This is a genomic window from Reyranella sp. GW821-FHT12G01 (genome assembly GCF_058806575.1).
The window spans coordinates 337376-352202 of record NZ_JBXAPV010000001.1; the positions used below are offsets into that span (position 1 = coordinate 337376).

Genomic DNA, 14827 nt, shown 5'->3' on the forward strand with positions numbered 1-14827 from the left:
CCGTCGTCTCGACCGAAGCGCCGAAGGCGCGTAGCGGAGAGACCTTCTCTCTACAAATAGCCAGCTAATCGTGGATGGAAGGTCTCTCCGCTACGCCTCGCTTACGCGAGGCTTCGGTCGAGACGACGGGTATTAAAGAATCTCATTCGATAAATCCAACCATTCGGGGTTGGCGCTTTCGATCAGGGCAATCTTCTTTTCGCGACGCCACCGCTTGATCTGCTTCTCGCGCTCGATCGCCAAAGATGCTGTCTCATGCGATTCGAGATAGACGAGCTTGGTGATGTTGTAGTGAGACGTATGCGCCGACAATCCCTGGCAATGCTCGTCGAGCCGGCGGCCCATATCGGTGGTGACCCCGACATAGAGCGCACGATGATTCGGGCTGGCGAGGATGTAGACGACTGGCTGGCGCGCCATGCGAGATTATTCTGCATGGGCTTGTCGTTTCAGCAAGGTCTCTCCGCTCCGCACCTTCGGTGCTTCGGTCGAGACGACGGAGCTGCTTTTAGAACATGGTGGCCAGCACGCGGTCCGGCGGCTTGTGGCCGTCGGTGAAGGTCTTGATGTTGATCAGGACCTTCTCGCCCATCTCGATGCGGCCCTCGAGCGTGGCCGAGCCCATGTGCGGCAACAGCACGACGCGGTCGAGTTCGAGCAGCTTCGGGTTCACCTGCGGCTCGTTCTCGTAGACGTCGAGGCCGGCGCTGGCCATCTCGCCCGCCTTCAGCATGCGCACCATCGCGCTCTCGTCGATCACCTCGCCGCGCGCGGTGTTCACGAGGATCGACGTCGGCTTCATCAGCTTGAGACGGCGCGCCGACAGGAGATGGAACGTCGCCGGTGTATGCGGGCAATTGACCGACACGATGTCCATGCGCGCCAGCATCTGGTCGAGGCTCTCCCAGTAGGTCGCCTCGAGCTCGCGCTCGATGTCGCCATGGACGCGCTTGCGATTGTGATAGTGGATGGCGAGGCCGAAGCCGCGCGCGCGCCGCGCCAGCGCCTGGCCGATGCGGCCCATGCCGACGATGCCCATGCGCTTGCCGCCGAGACGCGCGCCCAGCATCGAGGTCGGGCTCCAGCCGGACCACTTGCCGCCACGCACCAGCCGCTCGCCTTCACCCATGCGCCGCGCGGTGGCCAGCACCAGCGCCATGGCCATGTCGGCGGTGTCCTCGGTCAGCACGCCCGGCGTGTTGGTGACGGTGATGCCGCGCTGGCGGGCGGCATCGAGATCGATGTGGTCGACGCCGGTGCCGAACGAGGCGATCAGCTTCAGCTGCGGACCCGTCTGCGAGAGCAGGCGGCTGTCGATGCGATCGGTGACGGTCGGCACCAGCACGTCGGCCGTGTTCGCGGCCTCGACGAGCTGCGCGGCGGTCATCGGCTTGTCGTCGGCGTTGAGGCGCGTGTCGAACAGCTCCATCAGACGCGTCTCGATCGCGTCGGGCAGCTTTCGGGTGACGATCACCAGAGGCTTCTTCTTGGGACTGGACGGCATGCGAAAAGGGGACCGGCGTTCGCTCGAGACAGGGACCAAGCCCGATTACCAAGTCCGCGCGCGTTTTGTCCAGCAAGCGGCCCCGGCAATACGGTTAGGAGAAAGTCGCGCTTTTTCAAGTACTTGTCGATCATTATGAAGATTTCAGGTATATAAGCGCCGATGGGAATTCGATCGTCGGTCCTGCTTTGCGGCTTGTTCGTTGCTTTGGCGGCATTTTCACTGCCCCAGGCCGGCGGCAAGGCAGCCGTCGCCGCCGACAAACCGACCACCAGCGCCCAGCGCAAGGGCTCCGGCCTGCCGATCCCCCGTTTCGCATCGCTGCGCTCCGACGAGGTCAACGTCCGCACCGGTCCCGGCTCGCGCTATCCGATCGACTGGATGTTCAAGCGCAAGTCCATGCCGGTCGAGATCGTCGCCGAGTACGAGAACTGGCGCAAAATCCGCGACTGGCAGGGCGCCAGCGGCTGGGTGCACCAGAGCCTGCTGACCGGCAAGCGCAGCTTCATCATCTCCGCAAAGACCGCCAGCCTCTACAAGACGCCAGCCACCTCGGCCGACGTCATGGCCAAGCTCGAGCCCGAGGTCATGGGCGAGATCCGCTCCTGTGATGGCGACTGGTGCCGGGTGAAGGTTTCCGGCATCAGCGGCTGGCTCCAGCGGAGCGGCATATGGGGCGTCTATAAATCCGAGCCGATAAACTAGCGGCCGGCGGGGCCGTTCCGTAGAACGGGGTCACAGTGGCCCACGACGTCAGTCTCACCTACACGCGCTTTTCGCACATGCCGCCGACAGCACTGGCGCTGACGACGCTGCTGCATGTCGCCGTCGCGGCCCTGCTGTTCTGGGTTTCGCCGCTGCGCGCGCTGGAGCGGCCCGAGGAAGCCATCGAGATCACGATGGATGCGCCCGAGCCAGCGCCTCCGGCCACCGAAGCCTCGCCGCCGCCACCGACGCCCGCACCGGAAACCGCCCCATCACCCCCGCCGGCCGCCGCGAGCGCACCGCCGCCGCCGCCCACGCCTGCGCCCGTGGTCCAGGCCCCTGCGCCGACACCGCCGATCCGCCTCGGCCTGCCGCCGCTGCCCACCGAGCGCAGCACCAATCCCCGCGACGTCGCCGGCGCGGAAAAGCCCGCCCCGCCCACGCCGGAGATGAAGACGACCGACACGGTGCGCGAAAACGCCCCTACATCGGAGACCAAGCCGGAAGAACCCAAGCCGCAGGAAGCGAAGAAGGCGGAGTCCGAACCGCCGCCGCAGCAGCAGGCGATGGCCCAGCCCGAGCCGAAGCCGCAGGAGCCGCCGCCCCCGCAGCAGGCCGTGACCAAGCCGGAACCTCCACCCCCGCCACCGCCTTCGCTGGAGCAGGCCCTGCCGCCGCTCGAAGCGCCGCCGCCTCCCGTCACCGAGCGCGACGTTCCCAAGCCCGTGCCGGTGCCACGCCCGCCACCGCCGCAGCAGGCTGCTCGTCCGGCGCCACCGCCGCCGGCTCAGCGCCCGCCACCGGCCCAGCCGCAGCAACCCACGCGGCCGTCGCCGCTGGCTGCCCCCGCGCCGCAAGCGTCCGAATCGCAGGCCGCGGCGTCGCAGCCTTCGCCCGGCCTCCGCAATCCCGCCGACAATTACGGCCAGAGGCGCGCGCAGGACGACTATCGCCAGCGGCTGGTGCAGCGCATCGCGCAGTTTCCATACATTCCGAAAAGCACCGGCGCTTTCCGCGAGGAGGGCACGGTGCTGGTGCGCCTGACGATCTCGCGCGACGGGCGCCTGATCGACGCCGCCCTGGAAAAATCGAGCGGTCTTTCCTCGCTCGATGCCGGCGTGTTGGATTCGGTCCGGCGCGCCAGCCCCTATCCGCCGATACCTGCCGATCTGCCCGGCGACCGCCACACCTTCCAGCTGCCCTTCGGATTCAAGTACACCACGCCGCGCTGAAAGCTCGCCGGGCTGGCCGAGGCCGCCGCCCGGACGTAAAACTTGGGCGCCGTGACCCACGACAGTTTCATCCGGTCGCACTCCGGGCGCATGTCGCCGGCAGCCCTTGCCCTGGCGATCGGCCTGCATGTGCTGGTCGCGGCGGCGCTGTGGTGGATCTCGCCCTTGCGCCCTCTCGACCATTCCGAGACGCCGATCATGGTGTCGGTCGAGCCGGAGCCGCTGTCGGCCGGCAGCGCCTCGGCCGCGGCCAGCCCCGCGCCTCCCGCCGCCGCTGCGCCGGCCGAGCCTGCGCAGGCGGAGTCGAAGGCGAGCGACACCGCGCCGGCCGACACGCCACCGCCGAAGGAACCGACACAGCAGGCGGCCCTCGCCCCTTCACCGCCAACGCCGGCACCCGCGCCTCCGACTGCGCCCTCGCCGCCACCCGCGGCCGCCGAACCGACACCGCCTCCGCCGCCGACACCCGCGCCTGCTCCTGCGACCACTCCCTCACCCGCCCCCAAGCCGGCAGTGGCCGAGGCTCCGCCTCCGGCACCGGTCGACACCGCGATGCCGGCCCCGACACCAGCGCCCACGACACCCAGCGAAGCCGAAACCGAAAGCGCCTGGCAGACCGATGCTTCGTCGTGGAAGCCGCAGGTGACGGTGGAGCCGTCGCTCGAGACGCCGCCCAAGCCCGTGCGGCCGGCCTATCGTCCGGCGGCCCGGCCGCAGACACCGCGCACCGCGCCACCGCCGGGGAAACGGCTGGAGGAATATCCGCCGCAGACGTCGAGCCTCGGCGGACCGTCGGGCAGTTCGTTCGAATCGACGATGGCCTATGGCGGCGAGCGCAACGACTACCTGTCGCGCGTGTACCGGCACATCGAACCCTATCGCGACTATCCGGCGGCGGCCCGCGCGGGCCGGCAGCATGGCCGCGTCGCCACCCGCGTGACGATCAACCGGGCGGGCCAGCTCGTCGATCTCAGGATCGAGAATTCAAGCGGCTGGCCGCTGCTCGACAATGCCGAGATGGCGGCCATCCGGCGCGCCATGCCCCTGCCGCCGGTGCCCGACGGCATGCGCGGCGATCCGGTCGTGCTGGTCCTGAACATGAATTACTGAGCCGGCGGCGCCAGCGGAAGATCAGGCGAAGTCGCCCGACAAGGCCTGGCGCACGTTCGCGGACATGACGGCCATGTGGCCGTAGTTCGCGTGATCGAAGCCCACCACGACATCACCGGTGCCGCTCTTGAATGCCGCGACCTGTGCCGCGGTAAACGGAAAGCGGATGAACTGCACCGACGAGGCCTTGCCGTCGTCGCGCGAACGTTCCTGGTCGTCTTCCGGCACGCCGCGGATGATCTCGCCGCCGACGCGGATGAAGGCCTTGTGCTCGACGCCGCCCAGCATGCCCAGCACACGCGCGCGCCGCAGCGGATCGTCGATCTCGAACATCACGGTCGCCACCAGCTCAGCACCGGTGGGGATCAGCGGATTGTAGGCCGCGAGCTCGTCGGGGAGCTGCTCGGCGCCGCCCTTCTCGATGAAGAGCATCTCGAGCACTTGGTGCAGCATCGTGTCGAAAGACTCGAAATAGAAGGTCGCGAAAGGCCCGACCTCGAGCCGGCGGTTCTTCTTCACCTCGGAGATCTGACGGCGCCGCTCGGCCCGCAGCTTCGCGTAGTCGGCGAGCGGGATGATGTCGGAGGCGTCGATCTTGCGTGGCATCACTGTTCCTTGTTCACGAGCCCATAGGCCTGCGCCAGAAGCTCGATCGGATGGCTGGCGCGCGACGGCTTCGGCGCCGTGTCGCCCGCGGTCATCTCCATTACCTGCATCAGGTGATCGGCCGCCAGCGGGCATTCGGACGCGACGAAGCTGGTGTCGTTCTTGAGCGCGGCCTGCGCGGCGGGCTTGCCGACCTTCACCGCCGTCTCGAAGTTCTCGGTGCGGGCGCCCCAGATGCCGCCATGGCCGCTGCAACGCTCGATCACCGCGACCTTGGTCTGCGGCACCAGACGCAGCATTTCGGCGGCCTTGGCGCCCATGTTCTGCGCTCGCGCATGGCAGGCGAGGTGGACGCTGACGCCGCCTTCCAGCGGCTCCAGGCCCGGCGCGAGACCGTGCTTCTTGGCGATGTCGACGACGTATTCGGAGAGATCGAAGGTGGCGTTCGACAGGCGCTCGATCCCCGGGTCCTTCGGGCAGATCAGCTTCCATTCGAACTTCAGCATCAGCGCACAGGACGGCGTCAGCGCGATGATGTCGTAGCCCTTGTCGACCCACGGCAGCAGCGCCGCGGAGACTTCCTTCGCCGCGTTGGCGACCGATTCGATGTCGCCCAGCTCGAGCTTCGGCATGCCGCAGCAGGCCGGATGCACGACCTCGGTCTCGACACCGTTCTTCGCCAGCACGGCACGCGCGGCGGCGCCGATGTCGGTATTGTTGAAGTTCACGAAGCAGGTCGCATAGAGCACGGCCTTGCGCTTGCCGAAGGCCGGCGCGGCCTCGTTCAGCTCCACGCCTTCACGGCGCGCGCGGATCTCGAAGGTCTCGCTGGCATAGTGCGGCAGGCGGGCGCCGTGATGGATGCCGGTCCAGCGCTCCATGCTGTGGCGCGTCGTGGCATTGTGCTCGTCGCTCGCCCAGTTGACGACCGAGGCGAGGAAATTGCCGATGCGGCCGCTGCGATCGGTGTCGGCGAGCTGCTTGTCGACGAAGTTCACGCCCTTCTTGCGCGCCTGCACCGCGCGATGGCGCAGCATCAGGTGCGGGAAATCCAGCGCCCATTCGTGCGGCGGCACGTAGGGGCACTTGGTCATGAAGCACATGTCGCACAGCGTGCAGGCCTCTTCGACCTGCGCGTAGTCTTCCTTCTTCACGCCGTCGAGTTCGCCGGTCGGGCCGTTGTCGATCAGGTCGAACAAACGCGGGAACGAATCGCAGAGATTGAAGCAGCGGCGACAGCCGTGACAGATGTCGAAGACGCGCTCCATTTCCTTCTCGAGGGCCTTCTCGTCCCAGAACCAGGGATTCTGCCAGTCGAGGTCGTGACGGATCGGGGCTTCGAGGCTGCCTTCGCGCATGGCGTCTGCTCTGCTGGCAAGAAGTGGAAGAATGCAGTTACGAAAAAGGGGACCCGCGTGGGGTCCCCTTCGCAAAGCCCAATGGGCTCAGCCCATCGTGTCGAGGGCCTTCTGGAAACGGCCGGCATGGCTCTTCTCGGCCTTGGCCAGCGTCTCGAACCAGTCGGCGACCTCGGCGAAGCCTTCCTCGCGCGCGGTACGCGCCATGCCCGGGTACATGTCGGTGTACTCGTGCGTCTCGCCGGCGATCGCGGCCTTGAGGTTGCTGTCGGTCGGGCCGATCGGCAGGCCGGTGGCCGGGTCGCCGCTCACTTCGAGGAATTCGAGATGGCCGTGCGCATGGCCGGTCTCGCCCTCGGCGGTCGAGCGGAACACGACGGCGACGTCGTTGTAGCCTTCGACGTCGGCCTTCTGGGCGAAATACAGGTAACGGCGATTGGCCTGGCTCTCGCCGGCGAAAGCCGCCTTCAGATTGTCTTCGGTCTTGGATCCCTTGAGATTCGCCATGGTCCTTCTCCCTTTTCGATCGGCCCATCCGCCGATCTCGCCCCGGGATTTAGGAGGTGGCGTGCAATAACGTCAAGCAGCTTAGAAACATTCTAAAGAACTGCAAACGCTTCGCAGTAGCGACTGCCTAGCGGCGGACGCGAACGATCACATCGACCCGCGAAAGCTTGGTGCCCTTGGGCGGCGCCGGCAGGCCCGCGATGGTCACGGTGTCGGACGGAAAATCGTGCAGCTCGCCATCGTTCTCGACGAAGAAATGATGGTGCTCGCCGGTATTGGTGTCGAAGTAGGAGCGGCCCGGCGCCACCACGACCTCGTGCAGGAGACCGGCATCGCGGAACTGGTTCAGCGTGTTGTAGACCGTGGCCAGCGATACCGGCATGCGGGTCGCCTTCACTTCGGCATGCAGACTTTCCGCCGTGACATGGCGGTGACCACCCTCGAACAGCACCCGCGCGAGGGCCACGCGCTGGCGCGTCGGGCGCAAGCCGGCCTCACGGAGACTGACAGTAAAATCGGGGCTATTGCCTGACATGGTTGCAGTCTTATGTAAGCAGGCGAAAAAGACAAGAAAAGGGCCTGAACCGCCGGGCCCTCTGGTTTGCGCCGGGCGTCCGGCATCCTTATTCTGGCCGAGAAGCCCTGTCCGGGGCGGCCTGTGGGACGGTGAATGTGAGCGAGCTAGAGCAGAAGAACAATTATACCTACGAAGACCTGATCGAATGCGCCAAGGGTAACCTTTTCGGTCCCGGGAACGCCCAGCTACCGCTGCCGCCCATGCTGATGTTCGACCGTATCGTCAAAATCGACTCCACGGGGGGCAAGTACGGCAAGGGCGAGATCATCGCCGAGCTGGACGTGAAGCCCGACCTCTGGTTCTTCGCCTGCCATTTCCAGGGTGACCCGGTGATGCCGGGGTGCCTGGGCCTCGACGCGCTGTGGCAGATGCTGGGCTTCTTCCTGGGCTGGATGAAGGCCCCGGGCCGCGGCCGGGCGATCGGCGTCGGCGAGGTCAAGCTCACCGGCATGATCGTGCCGAGCGTCAAGAAACTCACCTATCACGTCCACCCCAAGCGCCTGATCCTGCGCCGCCTCGTCATGGGCGTCGGCGACGGTTTCGTGACGGCGGACGGCAACCCGGTTTACGAGGCGATCGACATGAAGGTCGGCCTGATCAAGGACGCCGCGGCTCCGGCGGCGGCAGTCTGATGAAGCGCGTCGTCGTCACGGGTCTTGGGATCGTCTCCCCGATCGGCAACAACGCCGCCGAGGTCACGAAGTCGCTGAAGGAAGGCACCTCGGGCATCGAGTTCGTGCCGCAGTACAAGGAGCTGGGCTTCCGCAGCCAGGTCGCCGGCACGCTCAAGCTCAATGTCGAGGAGCTGGTCGACCGCCGCCTCATGCGCTTCATGGGCAATGGCGGCGCCTATGCCTATCTCGCGATGAAGGAAGCGATCGCCGACGCCGGCCTCAGCGAGGCCGAGATCTCGAACGAGCGCACCGGCCTGGTCGCCGGCTCCGGCGGCCCGACGACCGGCGCCATCGTGCAGTCCGCCATGGTCGCCAAGGAAAAGGGCCCCAAGCGCGTCGGCCCGTTCCAGGTGCCGCGCGCCATGTCGAGCACCGTCTCGGCCAATCTCGCAACCGCCTTCAAGCTCAAGGGCCCGAGCTACTCGATCAGCTCGGCCTGCTCGACCTCGGCGCACTGCATCGGCAACGCCGTCGAGACCATCCAGCTCGGCAAGGCCGACCGCATGTTCGCGGGCGGCGGCGAGGAACTCGACTGGACCCTGTCGGTCCTGTTCGACGCCATGGGCGCGATGTCGTCGAAGTACAACGACACGCCGCAGCGCGCGAGCCGCACCTACGACAAGGACCGCGACGGCTTCGTGATCGCCGGCGGCGGCGGCATCGTGGTGCTCGAGGAACTCGAGACCGCCAAGGCGCGCGGCGCCAAGATCTACGCCGAAGTGACCGGCTACGGCGCCACCTCCGACGGCGCCGACATGGTGGCGCCCTCAGGCGAAGGCGCGCTGCGCTGCATGAAGCTGGCGATCGCCGGCTTCCCCGGCGGGTCGATGCGCAACCTGCCGGTCGACTACATCAACACGCACGGCACCTCGACGCCGGTGGGCGACATCACCGAACTCGATGCGATCCGCGCCGTGTTCGGCGAGACGCAGCCCGACAGGCTGCCGACCGTCAGCTCGACCAAGTCGCTGACCGGCCACAGCCAGGGCGCGACCGGCGCGCACGAGGCGATCTATTCGCTGCTGATGATGAAGGAAGACTTCATCGCCGCCTCGGCCAACATCGAGAACCTAGATCCCGGCGCCGAGGGCTATCCGATCGCGCGCCAGCGCATCGACAAGGCGGGCCTGCAGACCGTGATGTCGAACAGCTTCGGCTTCGGCGGCACCAACGCCTGCCTCCTGTTCTCCCGCTACGATCGCTGAGGCGGAGCCGCCATGTCGAACGATCCCGCCGCCAGGTCGCTGCCTGACGTTCCCAAGCTGATGGCCGGCAAGCGCGGCCTGGTCATGGGCGTCGCCAACAATCACTCGATCGCGTGGGGCATCACGCAGGCGCTGCATGCCGCCGGCGCCGAGATGGCCTTCACCTACCAGGGCGCGGCGTTCGGCAAGCGCGTGCTGCCGATGGTGCAGAAGCTGGGCTCCAAGGTGATCGTCGAGGCCGATGTCGAGGACGAGGCGAGCCTCGACCGGCTGTTCGAGACGCTGAAGACGGAATGGGGCAGCCTCGACTTCGTGGTCCATGCCATCGCCTTCTCCGACAAGGAGGAGCTGAAGGGCCGCTACGTCGACACCAGCAAGGCCAACTTCCAGCGCAGCCTCACCATCTCCTGCTACTCCTTCACCGAGATCGCGCGACGCGCGCTGCCGCTGATGACCAACGGCGGCAGCATGATCACGCTGACCTACGAAGGCTCGACGCGGGTGATGCCGTCCTACAACGTCATGGGCGTGGCGAAGGCCGCGCTCGAGGCGAGCGTGCGCTATCTCGCGGCCGATCTCGGCCCGCAGGGCGTGCGCGTGAACGCGATCTCGCCCGGCCCGATGCGCACCCTCGCGGGCGCGGTGATCGGCGGCGCGCGCTACGTCTATCGCGTGTCGCGCGACGCGGCGCCGCTGCGGCGCAACGTCGAGCTGACCGATGTCGGCGGTGCCGCGCTCTACTACCTGTCGGATCTCAGCGCCGGCGTTACCGGCACGGTGCACTTCGTCGATAGCGGCTATCACGCGATCGGCCTGCCGCACGACGGCAGCGCGGCGCCGAGCGCCAGCGGCGAGCAGTAGCCCGCCGCTTCAGGCGATCACGATATCCATCGTGGTCGCCAGGGCGTTGGGCTCCAGCCCCGACGCCGGTTCCAGTTTCATCTCGATCCGCTCGCGCTGCCCGGGAACGCGGATGGCGCTCCTGAACACGCCATCGCGCTCGTTCTGCGGATCGCCCGCGACATAGAACTGGCTGGTGAGCATCCTCCCGTCGCCAGTCGCCACCTTGAGATGGATGTGCGGCGTACGGCCGGGATAGGCGACGGGCTTCAGGGTACGGAAGCTGTAGCGGCCCTCGGCATCGACCAGCATGCGGCCATAGCCCTGGAACGCCGCATCGCGCCGGTCGCGGCCGGGCTGGCGCGGATGGTCGTAGAGGCCCTGCGCGTCGCACTGCCAGATCTCGATCATCGCGCCGCTGCGCACCGCACCGCCGAGGTCGATCACCTTTCCCTGCAGATGCAGCACCTGCCCCATCGCCTGCGCCGCCTGCCCCCGCACCTGCACCAAGTCGTTGTCCATGTCGGCGGGAAAGCCCGTCGGATAGAACGGCCCCTCGGTCTGCGCGGGTGTCGGCACGAGGCCTGCGGCACGTGCCGGGGCGAGTGGCATCAGGGCGACGCCGGCACCGACGAGAACGGTGCGGCGGGAGAGATTCGAAAGCGTTGTCATGCCGAAAGTTACGCAGGCAAAAACGCGATCATCCCTCGACTACTGGTCGAGCTGGAGATTGTTTTCCTTGATGAGCTGCGCCCACCGCGCGGTTTCCTCGGCGATGCGCGTCTGGAACTGCGCCATCGTATTGGGCAGGTAGATGAGGCCGTTGTCCGTCAGCATCTTCTTCACTTCGGGCGTGCCGGCGGCGGCGGTGTATTCCTTGTAGAGCCGGTCGACGATCGGCTGCGGCGTACCGGCGGGCGCGATCACGGCGTACCAGGTCACCACCTCGTCATCGCCAAGCGACAGCTCCTTCAGCGTCGGCACGTCGGGAAGCTGCGGCACGCGCTGCAAGGTCGTCACCGCGAGCGCGCGCAACTTGCCCGCCTGAATGTGCGGCAGAGCGAGCGGCAGCGTATCGAACATCGCGTGGATGTCGCCCGCGAACATCGCCGGCAGCGATTCGTTGGTGCCCTTGAAGGGAACATGCAGGAGATCGCTGGCAGTCCGCTTCTTCAGCATCTCGAAGGTAAGGTGCGCGGGACTGCCCGGCCCGACCGAGGCGTAATTGAGGACGCCAGGCTTGGCCTTCGCCGCCTCGATCAGGTCCTTCACGGTCTTGATGGGCGAGTCTCCCGAGACCACCAGCACCAGCGGCGAGGCGGCGAACATGGTGATCGGGATCAGGTCGTCCTTCACGCTGTAGGGCATGTGCTTGTACAGCGAGGGGAAGATGGTGAGGGGGCCGAGGTTGCCCATGCCGATCGTGTAACCGTCAGGCTTGGCCTTCGCGATCTCGGTGACGCCGATACGGCCGGCCGCGCCCGCCTTGAAGTCGGTGATCACCTGCTTGCCCAGCGCGATCGAGACCTTGTCGTTGAAGGAGCGCGCGATGATGTCGTTCAGGCCACCCGCCGGCCAGGGCACGAGAAACCGCACCGGCCGCGTCGGCCAGTCGTTCGGGGACTGGGTCGGCGCCTGGGCCTGGGCTTCGACCGCAGCCGCCAGAGGCGCCGTGCACAAAAGGTTCGTCAGCAGACGTCGCGTGATTTTCATGGTGTGCCCCCAAGCAATTGTTGGGCCGCACGGTAGCACGGACGGGTGTTCATGCCCTGGACCGCGGGCCTCCAGGCCCGCTCAAATCTGAGGCGGGCCTGGAGGCCCGCAGTCCGTAACCCCAAACAAAAACGGCGGCCCGTGGGCCGCCGTTTCCGTTATCGAATTGGTGAGGCGTTACTCGCCGGCGGCCGGAGCGGCCTCGACGGGCTTGTTCGAGATGTCCTCGCCCGTCTCCTGGTCGACCGCCTTCATCGAGAGGCGGACCTTGCCGCGGTCGTCGACGCCCAGGACCTTGACCTTGACCTGGTCGCCTTCCTTCACGACGTCGTTCACCTTGGCGACGCGGCGCGGCGCCAGCTCCGAGATGTGCACGAGGCCATCGCGCGCACCCAGGAAGTTCACGAAGGCGCCGAACTCGACGGTCTTCACGACCTTGCCGGTGTAGATCACGCCGACTTCCGGCTCGGCCACGATGCCCTTGATCCAGTCGATGGCGCGCTGGCCGGCGGTGGCGTCGACCGCCGCGACCTTGATCGTGCCGTCGTCCTCGATGTCGATCTTGGTGCCGGTCTGCTCGGTGATCTCGCGGATCACCTTGCCGCCCGTACCGATGACTTCGCGGATCTTGTCCTTCGGGATGGTGAACTGCGTGATGCGCGGCGCGGTCGCCGCGACGCCGTCACGCGCACCGCCCAGACCCTTGGCCATTTCGCCGAGGATGTGGATACGGCCGTCCTTCGCCTGGCCCAGAGCGACCTTCATGATCTCCTCGGTGATCGAGGTGATCTTGATGTCCATCTGCAGCGAGGTGATGCCCTTCTCGGTGCCGGCCACCTTGAAGTCCATGTCGCCGAGGTGATCCTCGTCGCCCAGGATGTCCGACAGGACGGCGAAGCGCTCGCCTTCCTTGATCAGGCCCATGGCGATACCCGCGACCGGACGCTCCATCGGAACGCCGGCGTCCATCAGCGACAGCGAGCCGCCGCAGACCGAGGCCATCGACGAGGAGCCGTTCGACTCGGTGATCTCCGACACGATGCGGATCGTGTACGGGAACTTCTCCTTCGACGGCAGCATCGGGCGGAGCGCGCGGAACGCGAGCTTGCCGTGGCCGATTTCGCGGCGGCCGGGCGAGCCCATGCGGCGCACTTCACCGACCGAGTACGGAGGGAAGTTGTAGTGCAGCATGAAGTGCTCGCGGTACTCGCCCTCGAGCGCGTCGATGATCTGCTCGTCCTGGCCGGTGCCCAGCGTGGCGACGACCAGCGCCTGGGTCTCGCCGCGCGTGAACAGCGAGGAGCCGTGGGCGCGCGGCAGGATGCCGACTTCGGCGACGATCGGACGGACGGTCTTGGTGTCGCGGCCGTCGATGCGCTTGCCGGTGTCGAGGATGGCGGTGCGGACGACGTCGGCCTCGAGGTTGCCGAACTGCTCGCCGAACGCGGCCAGAGCGGCGTCATCGCCTTCGAACAGCTTCTTGGCTTCGGTCTTCACCGCGCCGATCTTGGCCTGGCGAGCCTGCTTCTGGGTCTCGGCGAAGGCCTCGACCAGCTTGCCGTGCATCTCGGACTTGAGCTTGGCGGCCACGGTCTTCGACGCTTCCGACGGATCGGTGAGCGGCAGCGGCTCCTTGGCGCAATGCTCGGCGAGCTGGATGATCGCGTCGATCACCGGCTGGAACGAGCGATGGGCTTCCATGACGGCGCCCAGCATGACTTCCTCGGAAAGCTCCTTGGCTTCCGACTCGACCATCAGCACGCCTTCCTTGGTGCCGGCGACGACGAGGTCGAGCGTGCTCGACTCGAGCTGCACCTTGGTCGGGTTCACGATGTACTTGCCATCGGCGTAGCCGACGCGCGCGGCGCCGATCGGGCCCATGAACGGCACGCCCGAGATCGTGAGCGCGGCCGACGTGGCGACCATCGCCAGGATGTCGGGATCGTTCTCGAGATCGTGCGCGAGCGTCGTGACGACGACCAGCGTCTCGTTGCGATAGCTCTCGTGGAACAGCGGGCGGATCGGGCGATCGATCAGACGCGAGGTGAGGATCTCCTTCTCGCTCGGGCGGCCCTCACGCTTGAAGAAGCCACCGGGGATCTTGCCCGCGGCGAAAGCCTTCTCCTGGTAGTTCACGGTCAGCGGGAAGAAATCGAGGCCGGGCTTCGGCTTCTTCTCGAACACGACGGCGGCCAGCACCGTGGTGCCGCCGTAGCTCGCCATGACGGCGCCATCGGCCTGGCGCGCGATCTTTCCGGTCTCGAGCACGAGCTTGCGCCCGGCCCAGTCGAGTTCCTTGCGAAAAACTTCAAACATCTCATTCATCCTTTCCATCACGGTCGCCTGCCCCCGTTTGGCTGCGACCGCCCATCGGCGCCCTTGCGCCGACAGGACCGGGCCAGGCGTTTGCTCTCGCCCCTGCCTTCCCGGTTACTGCGATGTCGCGTCAGACGGCCGAACTCACGGGGACCAAACGACGCGACGCGAAAAGGCCCCGTCACAAGGACGGGGCCGGAGGGTCAACGACGCAGACCCAGACGTTCGATCAACTTGGCGTAGCGCTTGTCGTCGCGCGACTTGAGGTAGTCGAGCAGACGGCGGCGCTGGCCGACCATCTTCAGCAGACCGCGGCGCGAATGGTGGTCCTTCGCGTGGCCCTTGAAGTGCTCGGTGAGGTTGGAAATACGCTCGCTGAGGATCGCGACCTGGACTTCCGGCGAACCTGTGTCGCCTTCACCCTGGCTATACGACTTGATCAGCTCCGCCTTGCGGTCGGCTGTAATCGACATCGGTCAT

Annotated in this window: 16 protein-coding genes; 6 read left to right on the forward strand and 10 right to left on the reverse strand. The window is 66.8% G+C overall.

Annotated elements, in window-relative coordinates:
• Positions 1-132: 132 nt before the first annotated feature.
• Together AC1RP5_RS01615 and AC1RP5_RS01620 are read right to left on the reverse strand one after the other, a co-directional pair.
• A complete protein-coding gene (locus AC1RP5_RS01615) occupies positions 133-420 on the reverse strand; it encodes a GIY-YIG nuclease family protein (protein WP_493108814.1) in 288 nt (95 codons plus the stop codon).
• A gap of 88 nt (positions 421-508) precedes the next feature.
• Positions 509-1504 carry a 2-hydroxyacid dehydrogenase gene (locus AC1RP5_RS01620; RefSeq protein WP_493108815.1) on the reverse strand — a complete coding sequence of 332 codons (996 nt, stop codon included), beginning with the start codon at positions 1502-1504 and terminating at the stop codon, positions 509-511.
• A 195-nt stretch (positions 1505-1699) separates the two neighbouring features.
• Here AC1RP5_RS01620 and AC1RP5_RS01625 point away from each other — a divergent pair, with 195 nt between their 5' ends.
• Genes AC1RP5_RS01625 through AC1RP5_RS01635 form a run of 3 tightly spaced genes read left to right on the forward strand, consistent with a single transcriptional unit; the run spans position 1700 to position 4551 of the window.
• Positions 1700-2209, forward strand: coding sequence for an SH3 domain-containing protein (locus AC1RP5_RS01625; RefSeq protein ID WP_493108816.1), 510 nt, complete (start codon positions 1700-1702; stop codon positions 2207-2209).
• A 35-nt stretch (positions 2210-2244) separates the two neighbouring features.
• Complete coding sequence (locus AC1RP5_RS01630) at positions 2245-3441, forward strand: energy transducer TonB family protein (RefSeq protein WP_493108817.1); 1197 nt, start codon at positions 2245-2247, stop codon at positions 3439-3441.
• A gap of 51 nt (positions 3442-3492) precedes the next feature.
• Positions 3493-4551, forward strand: coding sequence for an energy transducer TonB (locus tag AC1RP5_RS01635; protein WP_493113271.1), 1059 nt, complete (start codon positions 3493-3495; stop codon positions 4549-4551).
• 21 nt (positions 4552-4572) lie between these two features.
• On the opposite strand, the gene AC1RP5_RS01640 is transcribed toward AC1RP5_RS01635, so the two are convergent.
• The 4 genes from AC1RP5_RS01640 to irrA form a co-directional block, all read right to left on the reverse strand.
• On the reverse strand, positions 4573-5157 hold the full coding sequence (locus AC1RP5_RS01640; protein WP_493108818.1) for a DUF3501 family protein: 585 nt from the start codon (positions 5155-5157) through the stop codon (positions 4573-4575).
• Positions 5157-6515, reverse strand: coding sequence for a heterodisulfide reductase-related iron-sulfur binding cluster (locus AC1RP5_RS01645; RefSeq protein ID WP_493108819.1), 1359 nt, complete (start codon positions 6513-6515; stop codon positions 5157-5159). The genes AC1RP5_RS01640 and AC1RP5_RS01645 overlap by 1 nt, the downstream gene beginning before the upstream one ends.
• An 87-nt stretch (positions 6516-6602) precedes the next feature.
• Positions 6603-7022: a rubrerythrin family protein gene (locus tag AC1RP5_RS01650; RefSeq protein WP_444778743.1), complete on the reverse strand. Its 420-nt coding sequence runs from the start codon at positions 7020-7022 to the stop codon at positions 6603-6605.
• A gap of 127 nt (positions 7023-7149) precedes the next feature.
• Positions 7150-7557, reverse strand: a complete 408-nt coding sequence (irrA, locus tag AC1RP5_RS01655) for an iron response transcriptional regulator IrrA (RefSeq protein ID WP_493108820.1) — start codon at positions 7555-7557, stop codon at positions 7150-7152.
• A 137-nt stretch (positions 7558-7694) separates the two neighbouring features.
• Here irrA and fabA point away from each other — a divergent pair, with 137 nt between their 5' ends.
• The 3 genes from fabA to AC1RP5_RS01670 are packed head-to-tail and all read left to right on the forward strand — an operon-like array spanning position 7695 to position 10339.
• Complete coding sequence (gene fabA, locus AC1RP5_RS01660) at positions 7695-8231, forward strand: bifunctional 3-hydroxydecanoyl-ACP dehydratase/trans-2-decenoyl-ACP isomerase (RefSeq protein WP_493108821.1); 537 nt, start codon at positions 7695-7697, stop codon at positions 8229-8231.
• Complete coding sequence (fabB, locus tag AC1RP5_RS01665) at positions 8231-9478, forward strand: beta-ketoacyl-ACP synthase I (RefSeq protein WP_493108822.1); 1248 nt, start codon at positions 8231-8233, stop codon at positions 9476-9478. The genes fabA and fabB overlap by 1 nt, the downstream gene beginning before the upstream one ends.
• 12 nt (positions 9479-9490) lie before the next feature.
• The gene (locus AC1RP5_RS01670) at positions 9491-10339 is read left to right on the forward strand and encodes an SDR family oxidoreductase (RefSeq protein WP_493108823.1); all 849 of its coding nucleotides are present in this window, start codon (positions 9491-9493) and stop codon (positions 10337-10339) included.
• A 9-nt stretch (positions 10340-10348) separates the two neighbouring features.
• Here AC1RP5_RS01670 and AC1RP5_RS01675 read toward each other — a convergent pair whose 3' ends face one another.
• The 4 genes from AC1RP5_RS01675 to rpsO all read right to left on the reverse strand — a co-directional run bounded on the left by AC1RP5_RS01675 (position 10349) and on the right by rpsO (position 14820).
• On the reverse strand, positions 10349-10990 hold the full coding sequence (locus AC1RP5_RS01675; protein ID WP_493108824.1) for a dioxygenase family protein: 642 nt from the start codon (positions 10988-10990) through the stop codon (positions 10349-10351).
• 39 nt (positions 10991-11029) lie between these two features.
• Complete coding sequence (locus AC1RP5_RS01680) at positions 11030-12031, reverse strand: Bug family tripartite tricarboxylate transporter substrate binding protein (RefSeq protein ID WP_493108825.1); 1002 nt, start codon at positions 12029-12031, stop codon at positions 11030-11032.
• A gap of 177 nt (positions 12032-12208) precedes the next feature.
• Positions 12209-14347, reverse strand: coding sequence for a polyribonucleotide nucleotidyltransferase (gene pnp, locus AC1RP5_RS01685; RefSeq protein ID WP_493108826.1), 2139 nt, complete (start codon positions 14345-14347; stop codon positions 12209-12211).
• Between the two features lie 203 nt (positions 14348-14550).
• Entirely contained in the window at positions 14551-14820 is a 270-nt protein-coding gene (gene rpsO, locus AC1RP5_RS01690) for a 30S ribosomal protein S15 (protein WP_493108827.1), read from the reverse strand.
• Positions 14821-14827 lie beyond the last annotated feature (7 nt).